At 33.3% G+C, this 15,995-nt stretch carries 18 protein-coding genes; 9 read left to right on the plus strand and 9 right to left on the minus strand.

Annotated elements, in window-relative coordinates; genetic code table 11:
- Position 1: 1 nt before the first annotated feature.
- The 8 genes from murI to AAGV28_RS05795 all read right to left on the minus strand — a co-directional run bounded on the left by murI (position 2) and on the right by AAGV28_RS05795 (position 8,244).
- Positions 2 to 775: a glutamate racemase gene (gene murI / locus AAGV28_RS05760; protein ID WP_373405874.1), complete on the minus strand. Its 774-nt coding sequence runs from the start codon at positions 773 to 775 to the stop codon at positions 2 to 4.
- Positions 776 to 882: 107 nt separating this feature from the next.
- Positions 883 to 1,383, minus strand: a complete 501-nt coding sequence (locus tag AAGV28_RS05765) for an OmpH/Skp family outer membrane protein (RefSeq protein ID WP_373405875.1) — start codon at positions 1,381 to 1,383, stop codon at positions 883 to 885.
- Positions 1,384 to 1,409: 26 nt separating this feature from the next.
- Complete coding sequence (locus AAGV28_RS05770; RefSeq protein WP_373405876.1) at positions 1,410 to 2,420, minus strand: OmpH/Skp family outer membrane protein; 1,011 nt, start codon at positions 2,418 to 2,420, stop codon at positions 1,410 to 1,412.
- Between the two features lie 33 nt (positions 2,421 to 2,453).
- Positions 2,454 to 5,168, minus strand: a complete 2,715-nt coding sequence (locus AAGV28_RS05775) for a BamA/OMP85 family outer membrane protein (protein ID WP_373405877.1) — start codon at positions 5,166 to 5,168, stop codon at positions 2,454 to 2,456.
- Positions 5,101 to 5,841 (minus strand): isoprenyl transferase, encoded by a 741-nt coding sequence (locus AAGV28_RS05780; RefSeq protein WP_373405878.1) that lies wholly within the window; start codon positions 5,839 to 5,841, stop codon positions 5,101 to 5,103. The genes AAGV28_RS05775 and AAGV28_RS05780 overlap by 68 nt, the downstream gene beginning before the upstream one ends.
- 1 nt (position 5,842) lies before the next feature.
- Positions 5,843 to 6,526, minus strand: a complete 684-nt coding sequence (gene porG, locus AAGV28_RS05785) for a type IX secretion system protein PorG (protein ID WP_373405879.1) — start codon at positions 6,524 to 6,526, stop codon at positions 5,843 to 5,845.
- A 171-nt stretch (positions 6,527 to 6,697) separates the two neighbouring features.
- On the minus strand, positions 6,698 to 7,582 hold the full coding sequence (locus tag AAGV28_RS05790) for an NAD kinase (protein WP_373405880.1): 885 nt from the start codon (positions 7,580 to 7,582) through the stop codon (positions 6,698 to 6,700).
- A 5-nt stretch (positions 7,583 to 7,587) separates the two neighbouring features.
- On the minus strand, positions 7,588 to 8,244 hold the full coding sequence (locus tag AAGV28_RS05795) for a CBS domain-containing protein (RefSeq protein ID WP_373405881.1): 657 nt from the start codon (positions 8,242 to 8,244) through the stop codon (positions 7,588 to 7,590).
- Between the two features lie 115 nt (positions 8,245 to 8,359).
- Here AAGV28_RS05795 and AAGV28_RS05800 point away from each other — a divergent pair, with 115 nt between their 5' ends.
- The 6 genes from AAGV28_RS05800 (at position 8,360) to AAGV28_RS05825 (ending at position 14,043) form a co-directional block, all read left to right on the plus strand.
- The gene (locus AAGV28_RS05800; protein WP_373405882.1) at positions 8,360 to 9,073 is read left to right on the plus strand and encodes a pyridoxine 5'-phosphate synthase; all 714 of its coding nucleotides are present in this window, start codon (positions 8,360 to 8,362) and stop codon (positions 9,071 to 9,073) included.
- A 72-nt stretch (positions 9,074 to 9,145) separates the two neighbouring features.
- The gene (locus AAGV28_RS05805) at positions 9,146 to 9,907 is read left to right on the plus strand and encodes an alpha/beta fold hydrolase (protein WP_373405883.1); all 762 of its coding nucleotides are present in this window, start codon (positions 9,146 to 9,148) and stop codon (positions 9,905 to 9,907) included.
- 202 nt (positions 9,908 to 10,109) lie between these two features.
- A complete protein-coding gene (locus AAGV28_RS05810) occupies positions 10,110 to 11,213 on the plus strand; it encodes a glycoside hydrolase family 43 protein (RefSeq protein WP_373405884.1) in 1,104 nt (367 codons plus the stop codon).
- Positions 11,214 to 11,215: 2 nt separating this feature from the next.
- Complete coding sequence (locus AAGV28_RS05815; RefSeq protein WP_373405885.1) at positions 11,216 to 13,132, plus strand: family 43 glycosylhydrolase; 1,917 nt, start codon at positions 11,216 to 11,218, stop codon at positions 13,130 to 13,132.
- 103 nt (positions 13,133 to 13,235) lie between these two features.
- Positions 13,236 to 13,577 (plus strand): phage holin family protein, encoded by a 342-nt coding sequence (locus tag AAGV28_RS05820; protein WP_373405886.1) that lies wholly within the window; start codon positions 13,236 to 13,238, stop codon positions 13,575 to 13,577.
- 91 nt (positions 13,578 to 13,668) lie between these two features.
- Positions 13,669 to 14,043, plus strand: a complete 375-nt coding sequence (locus AAGV28_RS05825; RefSeq protein WP_373405887.1) for a hypothetical protein — start codon at positions 13,669 to 13,671, stop codon at positions 14,041 to 14,043.
- Here AAGV28_RS05825 and AAGV28_RS05830 read toward each other — a convergent pair.
- Complete coding sequence (locus AAGV28_RS05830) at positions 14,040 to 14,177, minus strand: hypothetical protein (RefSeq protein WP_373405888.1); 138 nt, start codon at positions 14,175 to 14,177, stop codon at positions 14,040 to 14,042. The genes AAGV28_RS05825 and AAGV28_RS05830 overlap by 4 nt on opposite strands.
- Positions 14,178 to 14,195: 18 nt before the next feature.
- Between AAGV28_RS05830 and AAGV28_RS05835 the strand changes: the two genes are divergently transcribed.
- The 3 genes from AAGV28_RS05835 (at position 14,196) to AAGV28_RS05845 (ending at position 15,984) form a co-directional block, all read left to right on the plus strand.
- Positions 14,196 to 14,573, plus strand: coding sequence for a heavy-metal-associated domain-containing protein (locus AAGV28_RS05835; protein WP_373405889.1), 378 nt, complete (start codon positions 14,196 to 14,198; stop codon positions 14,571 to 14,573).
- Positions 14,574 to 14,655: 82 nt separating this feature from the next.
- Positions 14,656 to 15,180: a heavy-metal-associated domain-containing protein gene (locus AAGV28_RS05840; RefSeq protein ID WP_373405890.1), complete on the plus strand. Its 525-nt coding sequence runs from the start codon at positions 14,656 to 14,658 to the stop codon at positions 15,178 to 15,180.
- Entirely contained in the window at positions 15,181 to 15,984 is an 804-nt protein-coding gene (locus AAGV28_RS05845) for a hypothetical protein (RefSeq protein WP_373405891.1), read from the plus strand.
- Positions 15,985 to 15,995 lie beyond the last annotated feature (11 nt).

A 15,995-nucleotide genomic window follows, 5' to 3' on the forward strand; every position in this document is an offset into this window, starting at 1 on the left:
TCTAAAAATCTTTTTCTTGTACATTATACTTACTACCTAAAATAGTTTCTAAAACTGTAGGATTGGTATTGGTATAAAAAATGGGCTGGTTGTTGTTGTCTGGATTAAAGCCGATTTCATTTAATAGATTTTGTGTTTGTCTTGCCACGGCCAAACCAGAATCAATTATCTGAATATGATTGGGGATAATTTTTCTTATTTGAGGGATAAGATACGGATAATGACTGCAGCCCAGTACAAGAAAATCAATATTGGCATCAATCATGGGATTGAGATAGGAGTGAAGCAACTGTGTCATCTCTGGGGTTTCCATTTGCCCATTTTCGATTAATTCAACCAGTCCGTAGCCTATTTGTTCTATGATTTTAGTATGATAGAACATTTCGGTCGTTTTATTAAATAATTCGCTATTCAGCGTCCCCTTAGTGGCTAGAATACCTATAACTTGAGTTTTAGAATGTATGGCGGCGGGTTTTATAGCTGGTTCAATTCCAATAAAAGGAACGTCATAATGAGCTCTTAATTCTCTTATGGCATTAGTTGTTGCGGTATTACAAGCCACAACAATTAGCTTGCAATTCATGTCAAGCAGAAAATCAGTGTTTTTCATGCTTAAATGAATAATTTCCTCTTTGGATTTTTCGCCATAAGGGGCATTTTTGCTATCGGCTAAGTAAATGGTTGCTTCATTAGGCAAAAGATTGTGAATCTCTTTCCAGATTGAAGTTCCTCCTATGCCAGAGTCAAAAATACCTATAGGTTGTTTGTTGTCCATTGGAACAAAATTAAGTGCAATGAGTTAATTTTCCTAAAATAAAACACAAAAAAACCGCTCGATTCTGTGTAGAAAAAAGAGCGGTTTTTTGAATTTTAATTAGAATATTAGAATCCTAAGTCTTTTTTAACGTCAGCAGTAATGTTTGGACCATCAGCTAATAAAAGAGAAGTACCATCTAATACATATTGGAATCCTTTAGCTTTCCCTACTTTTTGAATAGAAGCTCTTACTTTTTCCATTAATGGTTTTACAATGTCAGATTCTTTTTGTTGCAATTCTTTTTGAGCGTTATCTCTAAAGTCAGTAATTCTTTTTTGCATGTCTTGAACTTCTTTTCCGCGTTCTCCGTTTACAGCATCAGTTACTGTTGCAGACTCAGCTTCGTATTTTTTCAATTTTGCTTGGTATTCTTCAATCATTTTTTTGTAATCGGCATCGTATGTAGTGCTTAATTTTTCTAATTGGCTTTGAGCATCTAACATAGCTGGCATTTTTGCCATCAATTCACTTACATCTACATGAGCTACCTTTGCTTGAGCACTGATAGTTTGATTTGCTCCAAAAGCGAATAGAGCGGCAACTAATAAAGTTTTAATTTGTTTCATTGGTTTTAAAATATTAAGTAATTAATTTATTGTTTTAGTTTTTCTTCTCTAGCAGTTTTGATAGAGTCTCGTTGTTGAATAATTTGTAATCTTCTTTCTTCTAAGGCTTTTTTACGGTCTTCAATAATTTTTTTTCTGTCTTCAAGCGCTTTCGCTTTCGCATCGGCTGCTTTTTGTTGGGCTACTTCCGCTTCGGATGGTTTGTCTTCAGTTGCAACTTTTTGGACTTCAGTTTTAGCGGTATTGGTACTGATTGTTTTAGCTGTTTCAGAAACCGTGCCATTTTTTTTAGCAGCTCTGTCGTCTAGGATTTTTTGTCTTCTATCTTCGTAATCTTTTTTCTTTTGTTCTTGTTCTTGTTTTCTATCTTCTAGTATTTTATCTCTTGCTGCTTTTCTTTCATCTAAAACCTTTTGTCTTTCTGCAAGTTCTGGATTGCTATCTATTGCATCTTCTTTGCTTTCTTTTTCTTGTTCAGCTGCTAATTCTTTTTTGCTTAGTTGTTCTCTTTTCTCTGTACGATTGATAACTCTTAATACTTGGTCGCTAATATCATAACGCTTGTCTGCAAAAATCATCGTTAGATCTGAAGATTTATCAAAAATAAAATCGTATTTTTTTGCCTCTGCAATGTCTTGAACGGCTGTGAATACTTGGTCTTGAATTGGTTTTACTAATAATGCTTTTTGACTCATTAATAAACCATTTGGACCAAATCTCTTTTGTTGCAAATCTAGCAATTCATTTTCAAGAAAAGTAATTTCCGTTTCGCGTTCTTCTATTAATGCTTTCGTTAGCAATGGTTTTTCTGCTGTAAGCGCTTCCTTAACCTTATTAATTTCTAATTTCTTGGTTTCTATTTCTTGTTTCCATTTCTGAGTTTTTTCTTCTAGTAGCAAATTGGATTCATTGTAACTGCTTACATTTTGTAAAATGTATTCCATATCAATGTAGCCCACCCGGTTTCCTCGAGCTTGCGAGTAAAGGCCATTTGCAGTTATCGCGGCTAAAAATAGAAATAAAAAATGTTTTCTCATAACTTAACGTATTAGAAAATCAGCACCAATTTTTTAGAATTGTTGTCCAATAATGAAATGAGTCTCCCAACCATTTGGAGTTGATAATCCTGGAAGGGCATCAAATCCATGTGCAAAATCAATTCCTAATAATCCAAAGGCTGGCATAAATACTCTTAAACCAACTCCTGCTGAACGTTTAAGATCAAATGGATTGTAACTTTTGAAATTGTTGAATGAATTACCCGTTTCAAGAAAAGCAAGTGCATATATAGATGCTGCTGCTTTCAATGTTATAGGGTAACGCAATTCTACTGAAAATTTATTATATACTGTAGCTCCAACTTGTGCCCCATTTTCTAGAGGTGTTAATGAACTATTAGGATATCCTCTCAATTGTACGGTTTCTCTACCGTCCATAGCGAAGTTTTGCATTCCGTCTCCACCCACAAAAAATCTTTCAAATGGTACTAAACCTCTGTCTTGATTGTAAGCACCAAGAAAACCAAATTCAGTTAATGTTCTTAAAACAAATTTGCCATAAACTTTGGTATACCAATCGGCTTTGAATTTAACTTTATAATATTCTAACCAATTAAATTTCTTCTGGTCTACTTTTCCTTGATCTACAGCCGCTTCATCTGCTGTACTAACTTTATTGCCACTGGCATCTAAGTAGTCACCTTTGAAGATCTCTTGTCCACTAACATTCGAATATTCTGTAGCTCTACTTTTGTACTCATCTTTTTCTCCCAATGTTTTATAATCAATTCCGTTAAACAAAGAATAGGGAGGAGTAACTTTTGCTGAAAGACTAAATTCAGATCCATAAGTTGGAAAAATAGGGTTTACTCCCTTATTGTTTCTTGAAAGTCCTACGGTGTAAGATAAGTTTCTTGAAGCTCCATTTCCAAAAGTAAATAATCCTGTATTGTAATTATTCAAATCATAATGCTGGTAACTGATCGATTGAGATAACACAAAGAAATCATCTGGAACCGTCAATCGTTTTGCAAGTCCTAATGATAAAGTTAAGATATTAAAACTTCTAGATTTATCTACATCAAAGGTTATAAAGTTATTCAAGAACTGCTTACTGTATGAAATAGATGAACTAAATTGTACTGGCTTTTTTTGTCCAAACCAAGGTTCAGAGAAAGAAACACTATACGTTTGAAAAAAGGTACTTCCTTGTAAACGCAAGGAAACTTTTTGACCATCTCCCATAGGTAGCGGTTTGTAAGCCGATTTGTTACCAATATTTCTAGCCGAGAAGTTATTGAACGAAAGTCCTAATGTTCCAATGAAACCACCACCACCATAACCTCCTTGAAGTTCAATTTGGCTAGAACCTTTTTCTACAAGGTTGTATTCAATATCTACAGTACCTGCAGCACCATCCACATTTTTGAATTTTGGATCGATTGATTCAGGATCAAAGTAACCCAATTGTCCAATTTCACGAACTGTTCTAACCAATTCTGCTTTGCTATATTTTTGACCCGGTTTAGTTCTTAATTCACGGTAGATTACACGGTCGTTCGTTTTATCGTTTCCTACTACTGTAATATGATTAAAGTATGCCAAAGGACCTTCGGTAATTCTTATTTCGAAATCAATAGTATCATTAGCGGTTCTAACCTCTACGGCATTGATATTAGAAAACAAATATCCATTGTCTTGGTATAAGTTGGTAATGTCTTCTCCGTCAGGTTTCGTTTTATCAGCAATTCTTTTTTCAAGTAAGACTCCATTGTACGTTTCTCCTTTTTTAATACCAACCATTCGATTTAAATATTGGTCAGGATAAACAGAGTTTCCTAAGAATTTGATATTTCCAAAATAGTATTTGTTTCCTTCTTCAACATTAACTTTTATGGCTAAAGTGTTTTTGTTTTTATCGTAAGAAATTGTATCTGAAGCAATTCGGGCATCACGGTATCCTTTTTCTTTGTAGGATGCAATTACTTTTTCTAAATCAGCTTTGTATTTGTCTTTTACAAATTTAGATGCTTTTAAAACACGAATAGGATTCTTTTGTTTGGTATCCTTCATGGCTTTACGCAAAGCTTTGTCGGAAAGTTTGTTGTTGCCTACAAAATCGATACTGCTAATTTTTATTTTATCTCCTTTGTCTACACTAACTACCATATTTACCTGATTTGTAGCAGCAGTGTCTTTTACCGTATTGATGTTTACTTTAGTATTAAAGTAACCGTCTTTTTTGTATTTGTTTTCAATGTAGTTTTTAGTAGTGGTAATTAAGTTTTCGTTTACTACTTTTCCTTTAGTTAAGCTATTGTCTTTAATTAAAGCTTCTGTTTTGCTTTTCTTGACACCTACAAATTTTACATCGTTTAATTTAGGTAATTCAATAATATCGAGATCCAGATAAATACTGTCATTCTCGATACGATTAACATAAAAAGCAATTTCATCAAAAAGCCCTAGTTTTCCTAGTTTCTTGATGGCCGAACTGATTTCTTCTCCTGGAACAGTGATTTCTTGACCTTTTTGTAAACCCGCAAAAGTGACTACAGTTTGGTCGTTAAAACTGATTTTGTTAGTCAATTCAACCTTAGCTAAAATGTATTTTTTACCTTGGTCAAATGGTACTCTATCTTGTGCCTTAATTTGTGAAAAACTTCCCAATAATATTAGGGTAAGTAATGCTTTGATACTTTTATTCAACACTAAAAAATTATTTAATTTGTTCACTTGTTTTTCCAAATCTACGTTCTCTTTTTTGATAACTAATAAGTGCCTCATAAAGGTGCTCTTCTCTGAAGTCAGGCCACATAACTTCAGAAAAAAATAATTCAGCATAAGCAATTTGCCAAAGCAAGAAATTGCTTATTCTATGTTCTCCACTTGTTCTTATTAATAAATCTACATCAGGCAAATTTTGCGTGTAAAGATGCTCATTTATAATTGAATCGTCAATAGCGTCTATTGAAATTATATTATTTTTAACTTTATCAGAAATCTTCTTTACTGCACTAACTATTTCTTCTCTAGAACCATAGCTGAGGGCTAATGTTAAGGTCATTCGAGAATTATTTTTTGTTTTTTCTATTACTTCTAGGAGTTCTTTTTGAGCTGACTTGGGCATCAGTTCAATGTTTCCAATAGCATTTAGTTTAATATTGTTATTCTGTAAGGTAATTAATTCCTTTTGAAGTGATTTTATTAATAACTTCATTAAGGTCTCTACTTCCAGTTTAGGTCGGTTCCAGTTTTCTGTAGAAAAAGCATATAAAGTTAGGTTTTCTATACCTAATTTGGCGCAATTTTCTATCGTTATCCGTACTGATTTTGTGCCGTTTTCATGACCTATTACCCTTAATAAGCCTTGTTGTTTTGCCCATCTGCCATTGCCGTCCATAATTATGGCAAGGTGTTTGGGTAAATTGTTTTTATTTATAGTATCTAGTAGGCTCATTTTAATCTGCACAATAGCACGGTTTTTCGCCAAAGGTATAGGTTAATGTTATACCAGAGAAGACATACCAATCATTATTATTTAAATTTCCAAAACGCAATGCACTTAAACTTTCTTCTTTAGGATTACTTCCGTCAAGATTATCAGTAAAGGTGTAGCGAGCTCCAATTTCTGCTGCTAAAACAAGTCTCCTTGAAATATTTGATTTTATTCCTAGAATCATTGGGATTGCAATGGAGTTTTTTCCTTTGTTTTTCTTGGTTTCACCTAATTCGACATACAAATCATCATACCTAAAAGCACTAATTCCAGAAGTCACATAAGGCGTGAATTTTTGGTGTAATGTATGAAGATTGAAGTCAAAAAAGTTGAATTCAAGGGCTAAAGATACTTCTTTTATACTATTTTCAAAATGATACCCTCTTAGACTTCTACTTGCTTCTTCCGAATCTTGGTCGTTTGCAGTAATGGTTGACTGAGAATAGGAAATTCTCCAAGCATGCCTAGGACTCCTATTCCATTTGTATAAGATTCCAAAAGCAGGCTCATTTGGAGCTATATAAGTCGTTTTTCCTACGTCGCCAACGTAATTACTGCCGCCCAGAAAAACCCCAATTTCATGAATTTGTGCTTGTGAACTTATTCCAAGAAATAAACAGACTATTGTGCTTAAAAATTTTTTCATTTTCATAGAAAATTGCGTGCAAATATAATAATTATCAATACGAATCAATGCCCATTAGAATAAATCTACTTTTTTTTAAAAAAAGAGTGGATTTATTTTAATGGAATTCAGTTTTGTTTTACTTAAACGAGAAAGTTCGATTGTATAGTATAAGGAAGAAGTTTAAAAAAATTAATTTCTTTTATCTTCTCCCCACAGCAATTTACTTCTTAAGGTTTTTAAGAAAGTTTCTGTTGGTATTTCCACCATATTAATTTGAAATGGAGTTTTCTTGATGGTCAAAACCGATTCGTTGCCAACCGAAGTAATTCTAGAATCTAATGAAACCAGATAGTTTTCTTCTCTCCCGGAAACTTTTAACATGATTTCTGTGTCATCAGGAATTACTAGTGGTCTTGCATTAAGGTTATGAGGAGCAATAGGAGTAATTACTAAACTTTTTACATCTGGAGTTAAAATAGGGCCGCCACAACTTAAGGAATATCCTGTAGAACCCGTTGGTGTTGAAATAATCAAACCATCAGCCCAATATGAATTCAGAATTTCGCCATTAAGATAAGTATCAATGGTAATCATCGAAGTAGTATCTTTCCGGCTTACCGAAATTTCATTCATTGCAAAATTAATATCGTTTAAAGCTTCGTTTTCTGGTGTCGAAGTTAAACTTAAAAGCGTTCGTTTAGAAAGTGTGTATTTTTTATCAATGACAACTTGTAAAAATTCATCAATATTTTCTTTTTGTACCGTTGCTAAAAAACCTAATCTTCCCGCATTGATTCCTAAAATAGGAATGCCCGAATCCCGAACTAAAGTAGCTGCTCTTAAAATAGTTCCGTCTCCACCAATACTCAACAACATGTCAAAACTAGAATCTAACTCGCTATGGGATGAAAAGATTTTATATTCCTTTTCGATGATTTTTTTTTCCTGGATTAAAGCTAAGAAATGAGATTCGATGACAATTTCAATGTTATTTTTATTAAAAAACTGAAAGATGTCTTTTATAATTGGTTCTGTGCTATTTTGATAATATTGACCGTATATGGCTATTTTCATTGGGCTTACATGTTAAGGTATTTGTCTAAATAGTCAGAACGTTCTTTTAAATTAGTGATATAAGAGTCTTCATGGTGTTCGGATATAATTTCGTAATTGTATCTTCTAAAAGTCTGGATGATCTCATTGATAGCTCCCGAAGTTATTTTAATTGTAACTTCTACAGTGCTGATATCGGATTCTGAAATAAATAAACCTAATATTTTACCGTTGTTGCTTTCTACAATTTGGGTAATTTGGCTCATCGAATAATCTAAGATTCCTTTACTCACCTTTACAATCGCTCCTTGTTCTTTTATAAATGGAGTTTGATTGAAAAAATTGATAATGTCTTCCATTTCATAATAACCCACATATTTGTTGTTTTCGTCTAAAACAGGTATCAAATTAGAATGATTTTTAGCAAAAACTTCTAAAACTTCTAACCAAAGCGAATAGGTTCTGATAAAAAACGTTTCTAGGCTGTATTTATAATCCGATACTTTTTTATGCTCTTCAAAAGTTTCGACATCTTCAGCCGAAATACTTCCTATGTAAACACCTTCTTCAATAATAGGGAAGTGAGAAAAATTGAAATCGACCAAAAAATCCCTAACAGTTCCAATAGTCTCTTGGCTGTCAATAGGTTTGAAATCAGTAGTGATGTAGTTTGAAATTTCCATTTTGTGTGAGTCCTCAATTTTTATGCAAAATAATCAAAAAAAGGCAAAATCGCCTAGCTTTTACTTTGTATTTTTGTAACCAAATTATAGTTTTTCATAATCAAAAAGCATTCCAATGACAAAATTAAGTGTAAATATCAATAAAATAGCTACTTTACGTAATGCCCGTGGAGGGAATGTTCCTGATTTGTTAAAAGTAGCCACCGATATTCAAAAATTTGGAGGACAAGGAATCACTATTCATCCGCGTCCCGATGAGCGTCACATTCGTTACCAGGATGCTCGAGATTTGAAATCAATTGTTTACACCGAATTTAATATCGAAGGCAATCCGCAACATAATTTTATCGATTTAGTTCTCGAATGCAAACCAGAGCAAGTTACTTTAGTTCCGGATGCTATTGGAGCAATAACATCTTCTGCAGGTTGGGATACTGTAAAAAACCAAGCCTATTTGAAGGAAATGATTCAGGAATTTCAACGCAACGGAATTAGAACTTCTATTTTTGTAGATCCAACTTTAGAAATGATTGAAGGTGCTAAAAAAACAGGAACGGACAGAATCGAATTGTATACCGAAGCTTTTGCACATCAATACAGCCTTGGCAACGAAAACGGAATTACTCCTTATGTTGCATCAGCTGTTTTGGCAAACGAATTGGGTTTAGGCATCAATGCAGGACACGACCTGAGTTTAGACAATATTCAGTTTTTTAAACAAAATATTCCAGGATTGTTAGAGGTTTCTATTGGTCACGCTTTAATTGCTGAAGCTTTGTACCTTGGATTAGAAAACGTAGTCAATATGTATCTGCAAAAATTAAAATAGTATCAATTGATTGAAGGTTGAGCAGGGATTTTTTCTGCAATCTAAAATCTGCAATCTAAAATCTAAAATCAAATGTTGTATTCAAAAATAGAAGGAGAAGGAAAACCATTTTTAATCATACATGGATTTCTTGGAATGTCTGACAATTGGAAAACCTTAGGGCAGCAATTTGCCGAATCAGGATTTCAGGTTCACATGCTTGATATGCGCAATCACGGACGAAGTGTTCAATCCTCAGCATTTAGTTACGAATTAATGGTTCAGGATGTTTTTGATTATTGTCAAGGTCATGCTTTGCAATCCATCAATATTCTGGGACATTCAATGGGTGGGAAAGTTGCGATGCTTTTTGCAACCCGATATCCAGAAATGGTGGAGAAATTAATTGTTGCCGATATTGGTCCTAAGTTTTATCCGCAGCATCATCAAACTATTTTAGCGGGATTGAATGCTGTAGATTTTTCGGTGAAACCAAGTCGTGCCGATGTTGAAGCGACTTTAAGTGAATATATTAGTGATTTTGGAACCAAGCAGTTTTTATTAAAAAGTTTGTATTGGAAAGAACCTGGACAGTTAGCCTTCCGATTTAATCTAGCTGTTTTTAATGAGAAAATTGAAGAAATAGGAGTGGCTTTACCAGCAGAACTGGTTTTTGAAAAACCAACACTTTTTATTCGTGGCGGAAGTTCCAATTATATTTTAGATTCGGATGTTGAAGATATAGCCGTTCATTTTCCATTAATGAAATTAGAAACGATTCCAAATGCCGGACATTGGCTTCATGCCGAAAATCCAGCTTTGTTTTATCAAATGGTCATTTCGTTTTTAAATTAGTTTGTTGTTTCAATAGCCGTAGACTTTAGTCAACGGATTTAGGTTCTCTATAGAATTAGCCTTAAACAGTAACTTTCGGGTTGCTGTTTTTTTTATGACGAAAAATTAAAAACTACATTTTTTGATAAATGTAATAAAAACACTTATGTTTGTTCTGCCGAAAAAATAAATTATTTAATAACATAATTAAACTAAGATAAAAATGAAAACAGCAATTCACTTTTTAGTAAAAAATAGTAATGCAAAAATTTTTCTGTTGTTTTGTATGGTTATCACAGTTGGATCTGCCTGCAGTTCTTTAAAAAATAAGGATGCTGAAAAAGAGAAAATGAGTGCTTATTTAATGACTTATTTCAAAGATGATACTCACGGATTGTATTTTGCATTAAGTAATGATGGTTATGCCTTTACTGATGTCAACGCAGGAAATCCTGTTGTTGCTGGTGATACTATTGCTGAGCAAAAAGGAATTCGCGATCCTTATATTATGCGCGGTAAAGATGGGTATTTTTACATGGCAATGACCGACTTACATATTTATGGTAAGCAAAAAGGCTATAGAGAAACCGAATGGGAGCGTCCGCAAGAATTGTACGATTGGGGAAACAACAGGGGTTTAGTGTTGATGAAATCAAAAGATTTGATTCATTGGTCACATTCTATTTTGGATATTAGCAAGATATATCCTGAACTGAATGTGGGTTGTGTTTGGGCACCCGAATTGATTTATGATGAAGTGAAAGGAAAAATCATGATTTATTTCACGATGCGTCAGGGTAAAGGACGTACTAAATTGTATTATGCCTATATGAATGATGCATTTACAGCTCTTGAAACTGCTCCAGAAATTCTTTTTGAATATCCCGATAATACAAAGCAAATTTTAGATGCAGATATTACAAAATTACCTGATGGAAGATTCTGTATGATGTATGTAGCACAGGAGAATCCGGGAGGTATTAAAATGGCATTTTCGGATAAAATAAATAGTGGTTATGTGTATCAGCCAGACCAAATTGATTTCGAAAAAAAATCATGCGAAGCGCCTAATGTATTTAAACGTATTGGTGAGGATAAATGGGTTTTGATGTACGATATTTTTAGTGTCAATCCTCACAATTTTGGATTTGCAGAAACCACCGATTTTAAAACCTTTACCAATCTTGGTCATTTTGATCAAGGCGTGATGAAACGCACTAATTTTTCCGTTCAAAAACATGGTTCCGTAATTCATTTGACTAAAAAAGAAGCACTTCGTTTAGCGAAACATTGGAATACTAATTTCTCATTTGGTACTAAAAAATAAACATGAAGCCGATATTTAAAATAGCGTTACTCAGTATTTTGTGCGTGTTCAGTTTAAGTGCTCAAAAGAAAGATTTAAGAGGATATCTTTTTGCCTATTTTGAAGGCAAAGGTCCTGCCGAAAAACAAGAGCAATTGCGTTTTGCAGTAAGCGATGACGCTGTGAATTGGAAAGCGCTAAATAATAATGAACCAATAATACCATCAAAAGATATTTCAAACACTGGCGGGATTCGTGATCCTCATATTCTTAGAGGTGCAGATGGTAACAGTTTTTATATGGTTGCTACCGATATGAATACTAAGAAAAATGGCTGGGATTACAATCCTGGAATTGTTTTGATGCATTCCAAAAATCTTTTGGATTGGAAATCATCGGTAATTGATTTGGAGAAATTATATCCTAAGAAATTTAAAGACATAAAATGGGTTTGGGCTCCACAGACTTTTTATGATGCCAAAGTAAAAAAGTATCTGGTTTACTTTACGGTTCGTTTTAAATACAATGAAAACCTTGATTTCTATTGTGCTTATGCGAATAAGGACTTTACATCTTTTGAACAAGAGCCAAAACTAATGTTCAGCCCAAAGGACGGTGCTATTGATGGAGATATTATTTATAAAGATGGTACTTATCATTTTTTCTACAAAGGAAATACAAAAGACGAAACTGGGAAGGAAATCAAAAATGGTATCAAACAGGCTACGAGTAAGAAGCTTCAGGGACCTTGGAAAGAAAGTTTCGAATATCTAGATGCTTATGCTGATACAAACACAAATGTAGAAGGTTCTTCGGTTTTTAAATTGAATAACAGTGACGAATATATTTTAATGTATGATTTGTATTCTAGCGGAAGATATGAATTTCAACGTTCTAAAGATTTGTATCATTTTACAGAAAAAACAGAATCGTTTACCAAAGATTTCTTTCCGCGACATGGAAGTGTAGTAGGAATTACAACAGAAGAAGCAATAAGATTACAGGAAAAATGGGGCGGCGTTCCTCAAAGTTTATTGATTGCTAAAGATGGAACATTTCGTTTTAAAGCAGAAGGAAATCCAATAATCAAACATAAATTTACGGCCGATCCAGCTGCTTTTGTTGAAAAAGATACCTTGTGGTTGTTTACCGGACATGATTTTGAAGGAGGACAAAAAGGCTATAAATTGAAAGATTGGTTGGTTTTTTCAACAACTGATTTGAAAAATTGGACGGAATATCCAGTGCCATTAAAAATTGAAGATTTTAAATGGGATAAAACTAATGATGCTTATGCGGGACAAACCATTAAAAGAAACGGAAAGTATTATTGGTACATTAGTACAAATGGTTCTGGAATTGGAGTCGCAGTTGCTGATAAACCACAAGGGCCTTATAAGGATGCGCTAGGAAAACCATTGTTGACTAATGCCGATTGTTTTGCGTCAACGCATTCGTGGACTTGTATTGATCCTGCTGTTTTTATCGATGATAATGGACAAGCTTGGTTGTTTTGGGGTAATGGAGTTTGCTATTACGCAAAGCTGAAAGAAAACATGATTGAAATTGACGGTCCAATTAAGAAAATTGATTTCGAAGGATTCCAATTTACCGAAGCGCCTTGGATTCATAAAAAGGATGGGAAATATTACCTTAGTTACGCCAGTGGTTTTCCTGAAAAAATCGCTTATGCTATGGCAGATAGCATAGAAGGACCTTATGAATACAAAGGAATTCTAAATGAAATTGCAGGAAATAGTAATACTAATCATCAGGCAATTTTAGAATTTAAAGGCCAACCTTATTTTATTTATCACAATGGAGCCATACAAACAAATGGTTCAAGCTACAGCAGATCAGTTTGTATTGATAAGTTACAATACAATCCAGATGGAACTATAAAACGAGTGGTAATGACTACCGAAGGAGTTACAAAATAAATTTTCGAATGTTGGTTTTCTCGAATTGAATTAATTTCTTTGTTTAAACCCATGAGTATAATTTAAAATAATAGTATTTTTGAAGCAATAAATACAAACGCAAATGAAATTAATTGTTAGAGTTTTAGTCACAGCCATTTTAGTGCTGCTGATTTCGCATTTTATGACAGGAGTACATGTGGCCAGTTTTACTACAGCACTTTTTGTTGCTATTGTTTTAGGGTTGCTTAATATTTTTGTAAAACCTATTTTGGTATTGTTTACTTTACCAATCACTTTTTTTACACTAGGATTATTTTTGTTAGTCATTAATGGATTGATTATTATATTATGTGATAATATTGTAGGTGGTTTTGATGTAGATACATTTTTCACCGCCTTGTTATTTAGTATCATCTTATCGGTATCACAGTCTCTTGTGAATCTTGTTTTAGGGGATAAATAGAAACAGTAATCTATAAAAAAATCATAAATACTAATTGATTTTGCTTTTGAAGCGGTAAAATCATTAATTTTGTCTTTTACAAGAGTTTAAAATGAATAAAATCTACATCATATTAATTGTTTTACTGGGCTTCTTCCTGATGCCTAGTGCAACGTATGCATGTGGATCGAGTTCAGGTTCAGGTAATGATTCTTGTAAAATGGAAATGTCTTCCAAAACAAAAACAAAAGATTGCTGTAGTAAAAAATCAAAATCTAAAGAATCAAAAGACAAAGGTTGTTCTGGCAAATGCGGACAATCTATGTGTAGTGTTTCTTCAGTAAATATTGGAATTGCTGCTACAATTCATTACGAAATTCCGAATGCTATATTTAGCTTTTCAGAACAAAAACAAAATTTCTCTCATTCCGTTTCCTTCCCTTCTGATGGATATGTTAGTCTTTGGTTGATACCTAAAATAGGCTAAATTCCTTTCTTGATAGCCATTGGTCTATCCATTTCAAAGCAAATTTGCTTTACAAATTCATTCATTTTTTCGGTTAATTTAAAAAGGGCGATAGTTGTTATGACTATGTTGCTGTTATTGATTAACTCTTTCATTTAAAAAAATATAAAATCATGAAATCATTAAAAAAAATAATGGTAGCAGTTGTTGTATTGCTATCAACTCTAGGCGTAAATGCGCAAATTAAAAACTCAAAAACAGAAACTGTAAAAATATCAGGTAACTGTGGGATGTGTAAAAAGAACATCGAAACAGCCGGAAATCTTAAAAAAGTAGCTGCTGTAGAATGGGATGTTAATTCTAAAATAGCAAAACTAACTTACGATTCGTCCAAAACAAATCCAGATGAAATTTTGAACCGAATTGCTAAAGCTGGTTATGATAATGAGAAATTCTCGGCTACTGAAGAACACTATAAAAAACTCCATACTTGTTGTCAATATGATAGAGAAGCTACTGGAACTGCTAAAAAAGAAGAACACAAGCACTAGTTGCTCCTCTTTATCACTACAGTCTTTTGGTCTTTTTTGTATTCCAAAAGACTGTTGTAAATAAACTTCAAAATTTAAAAAGATGAAAACAGATATAATAATAAAAAGATTCATGGCTTTGGTAATGTTATTAGGCATTACAAGTTCGTATGCTCAAATTTCGAAAGCTGAAATTATTGCTACAGGTTTAACTTGTTCCATGTGCTCGAATGCCATCAACAAACAACTGAAAGCAATGCCCGAAGTAGAAAAAGTAATGATTGATTTGAACAACAATACTTTTGTGGTTAACTTAAAAAAGAATAGTAAAATTACGCCTGAAGCCTTGCGATTGAATATTGAAAAAACAGGTTTTTTTGTTGGATCTATGATTTTAACGATGGATGCCAATACCATAGAACCAAAAGACAATAGCAGTTTTAAAAATGCAAGTGGTACTTATATTTTGGTAAGTCCTGATGAAAAATCGGCCAATGAAAAATTGAGACTTAAAGTATTGAATAGTGGTTTTGTGACGAAAAAAGAGTATAAAAAGTCAGCTAAGATGCTTTCGAAATATATTGGTTTTGGTAGTCAGGAAGGAACTTATTATGTAAAAACAATTTAGATGAGATATTTTCTACTACTTTCATTAAGCTTTTTGTCTTTTCAAATCAATGCCCAAGAGTTGTTTGTAATGACTGAGCCTGCAAGTAATATGCCGACATCTTCAATAGGAGTGAGAGACATGAGTTTATTTGCATTCAAGAAAACAGATGGTTACAATTACCATAACATGCCCGAGATTATGTGGGGCGTTAACAAAGATTGGATGATTCATGCTTCGGCATTTTTGAGCAATAGGCAAGGGGATCTAATGCTTGAAGGAGGAAGTTTGTATGCTAAGTACCGTTTTTTCTCGGTTGATGATTTTCATAGTCATTTTAGATTAGCGGCTTATGGAAGAATAAGTACGAGTAATGCCGAGATTCATCAGGAAGATATAGAAACGATGGGAATGAATTCGGGTTACGAAATTGGAGCTGTTGCTACTCAATTGATAAACAAAACCGCTTTAAGTGCAACGGTTAGTTATGAAAGAGCATTGAATAATCAGGGAAATATTTTTCCAGACCAATGGAGTAACAGTGCAATGAACTATACTTTTTCGATTGGACAATTAATGTATCCTAAAAAATATACTAGTTTTAAACAAACCAATATCAATGCGATGTTAGAATTTTTAGGACAACGATTGAACCAAAATGGGAAATCTTATTTAGATGTTGTACCTTCGATTCAGTTTATTATTAATAGTCAGGCTCGAATCGATTTAGGATATAGACGTCAGATTTATAGCGATATGGAACGCATAAGTACCAATGGTATTTTACTTAAATTAGAGTACACTTTTTTTAATGTAACCAATTAGATTTAACTATT

The sequence above is a fragment of the Flavobacterium zubiriense genome (genome assembly GCF_041729725.1).
GTDB classification, from domain to species: domain Bacteria; phylum Bacteroidota; class Bacteroidia; order Flavobacteriales; family Flavobacteriaceae; genus Flavobacterium; species Flavobacterium zubiriense.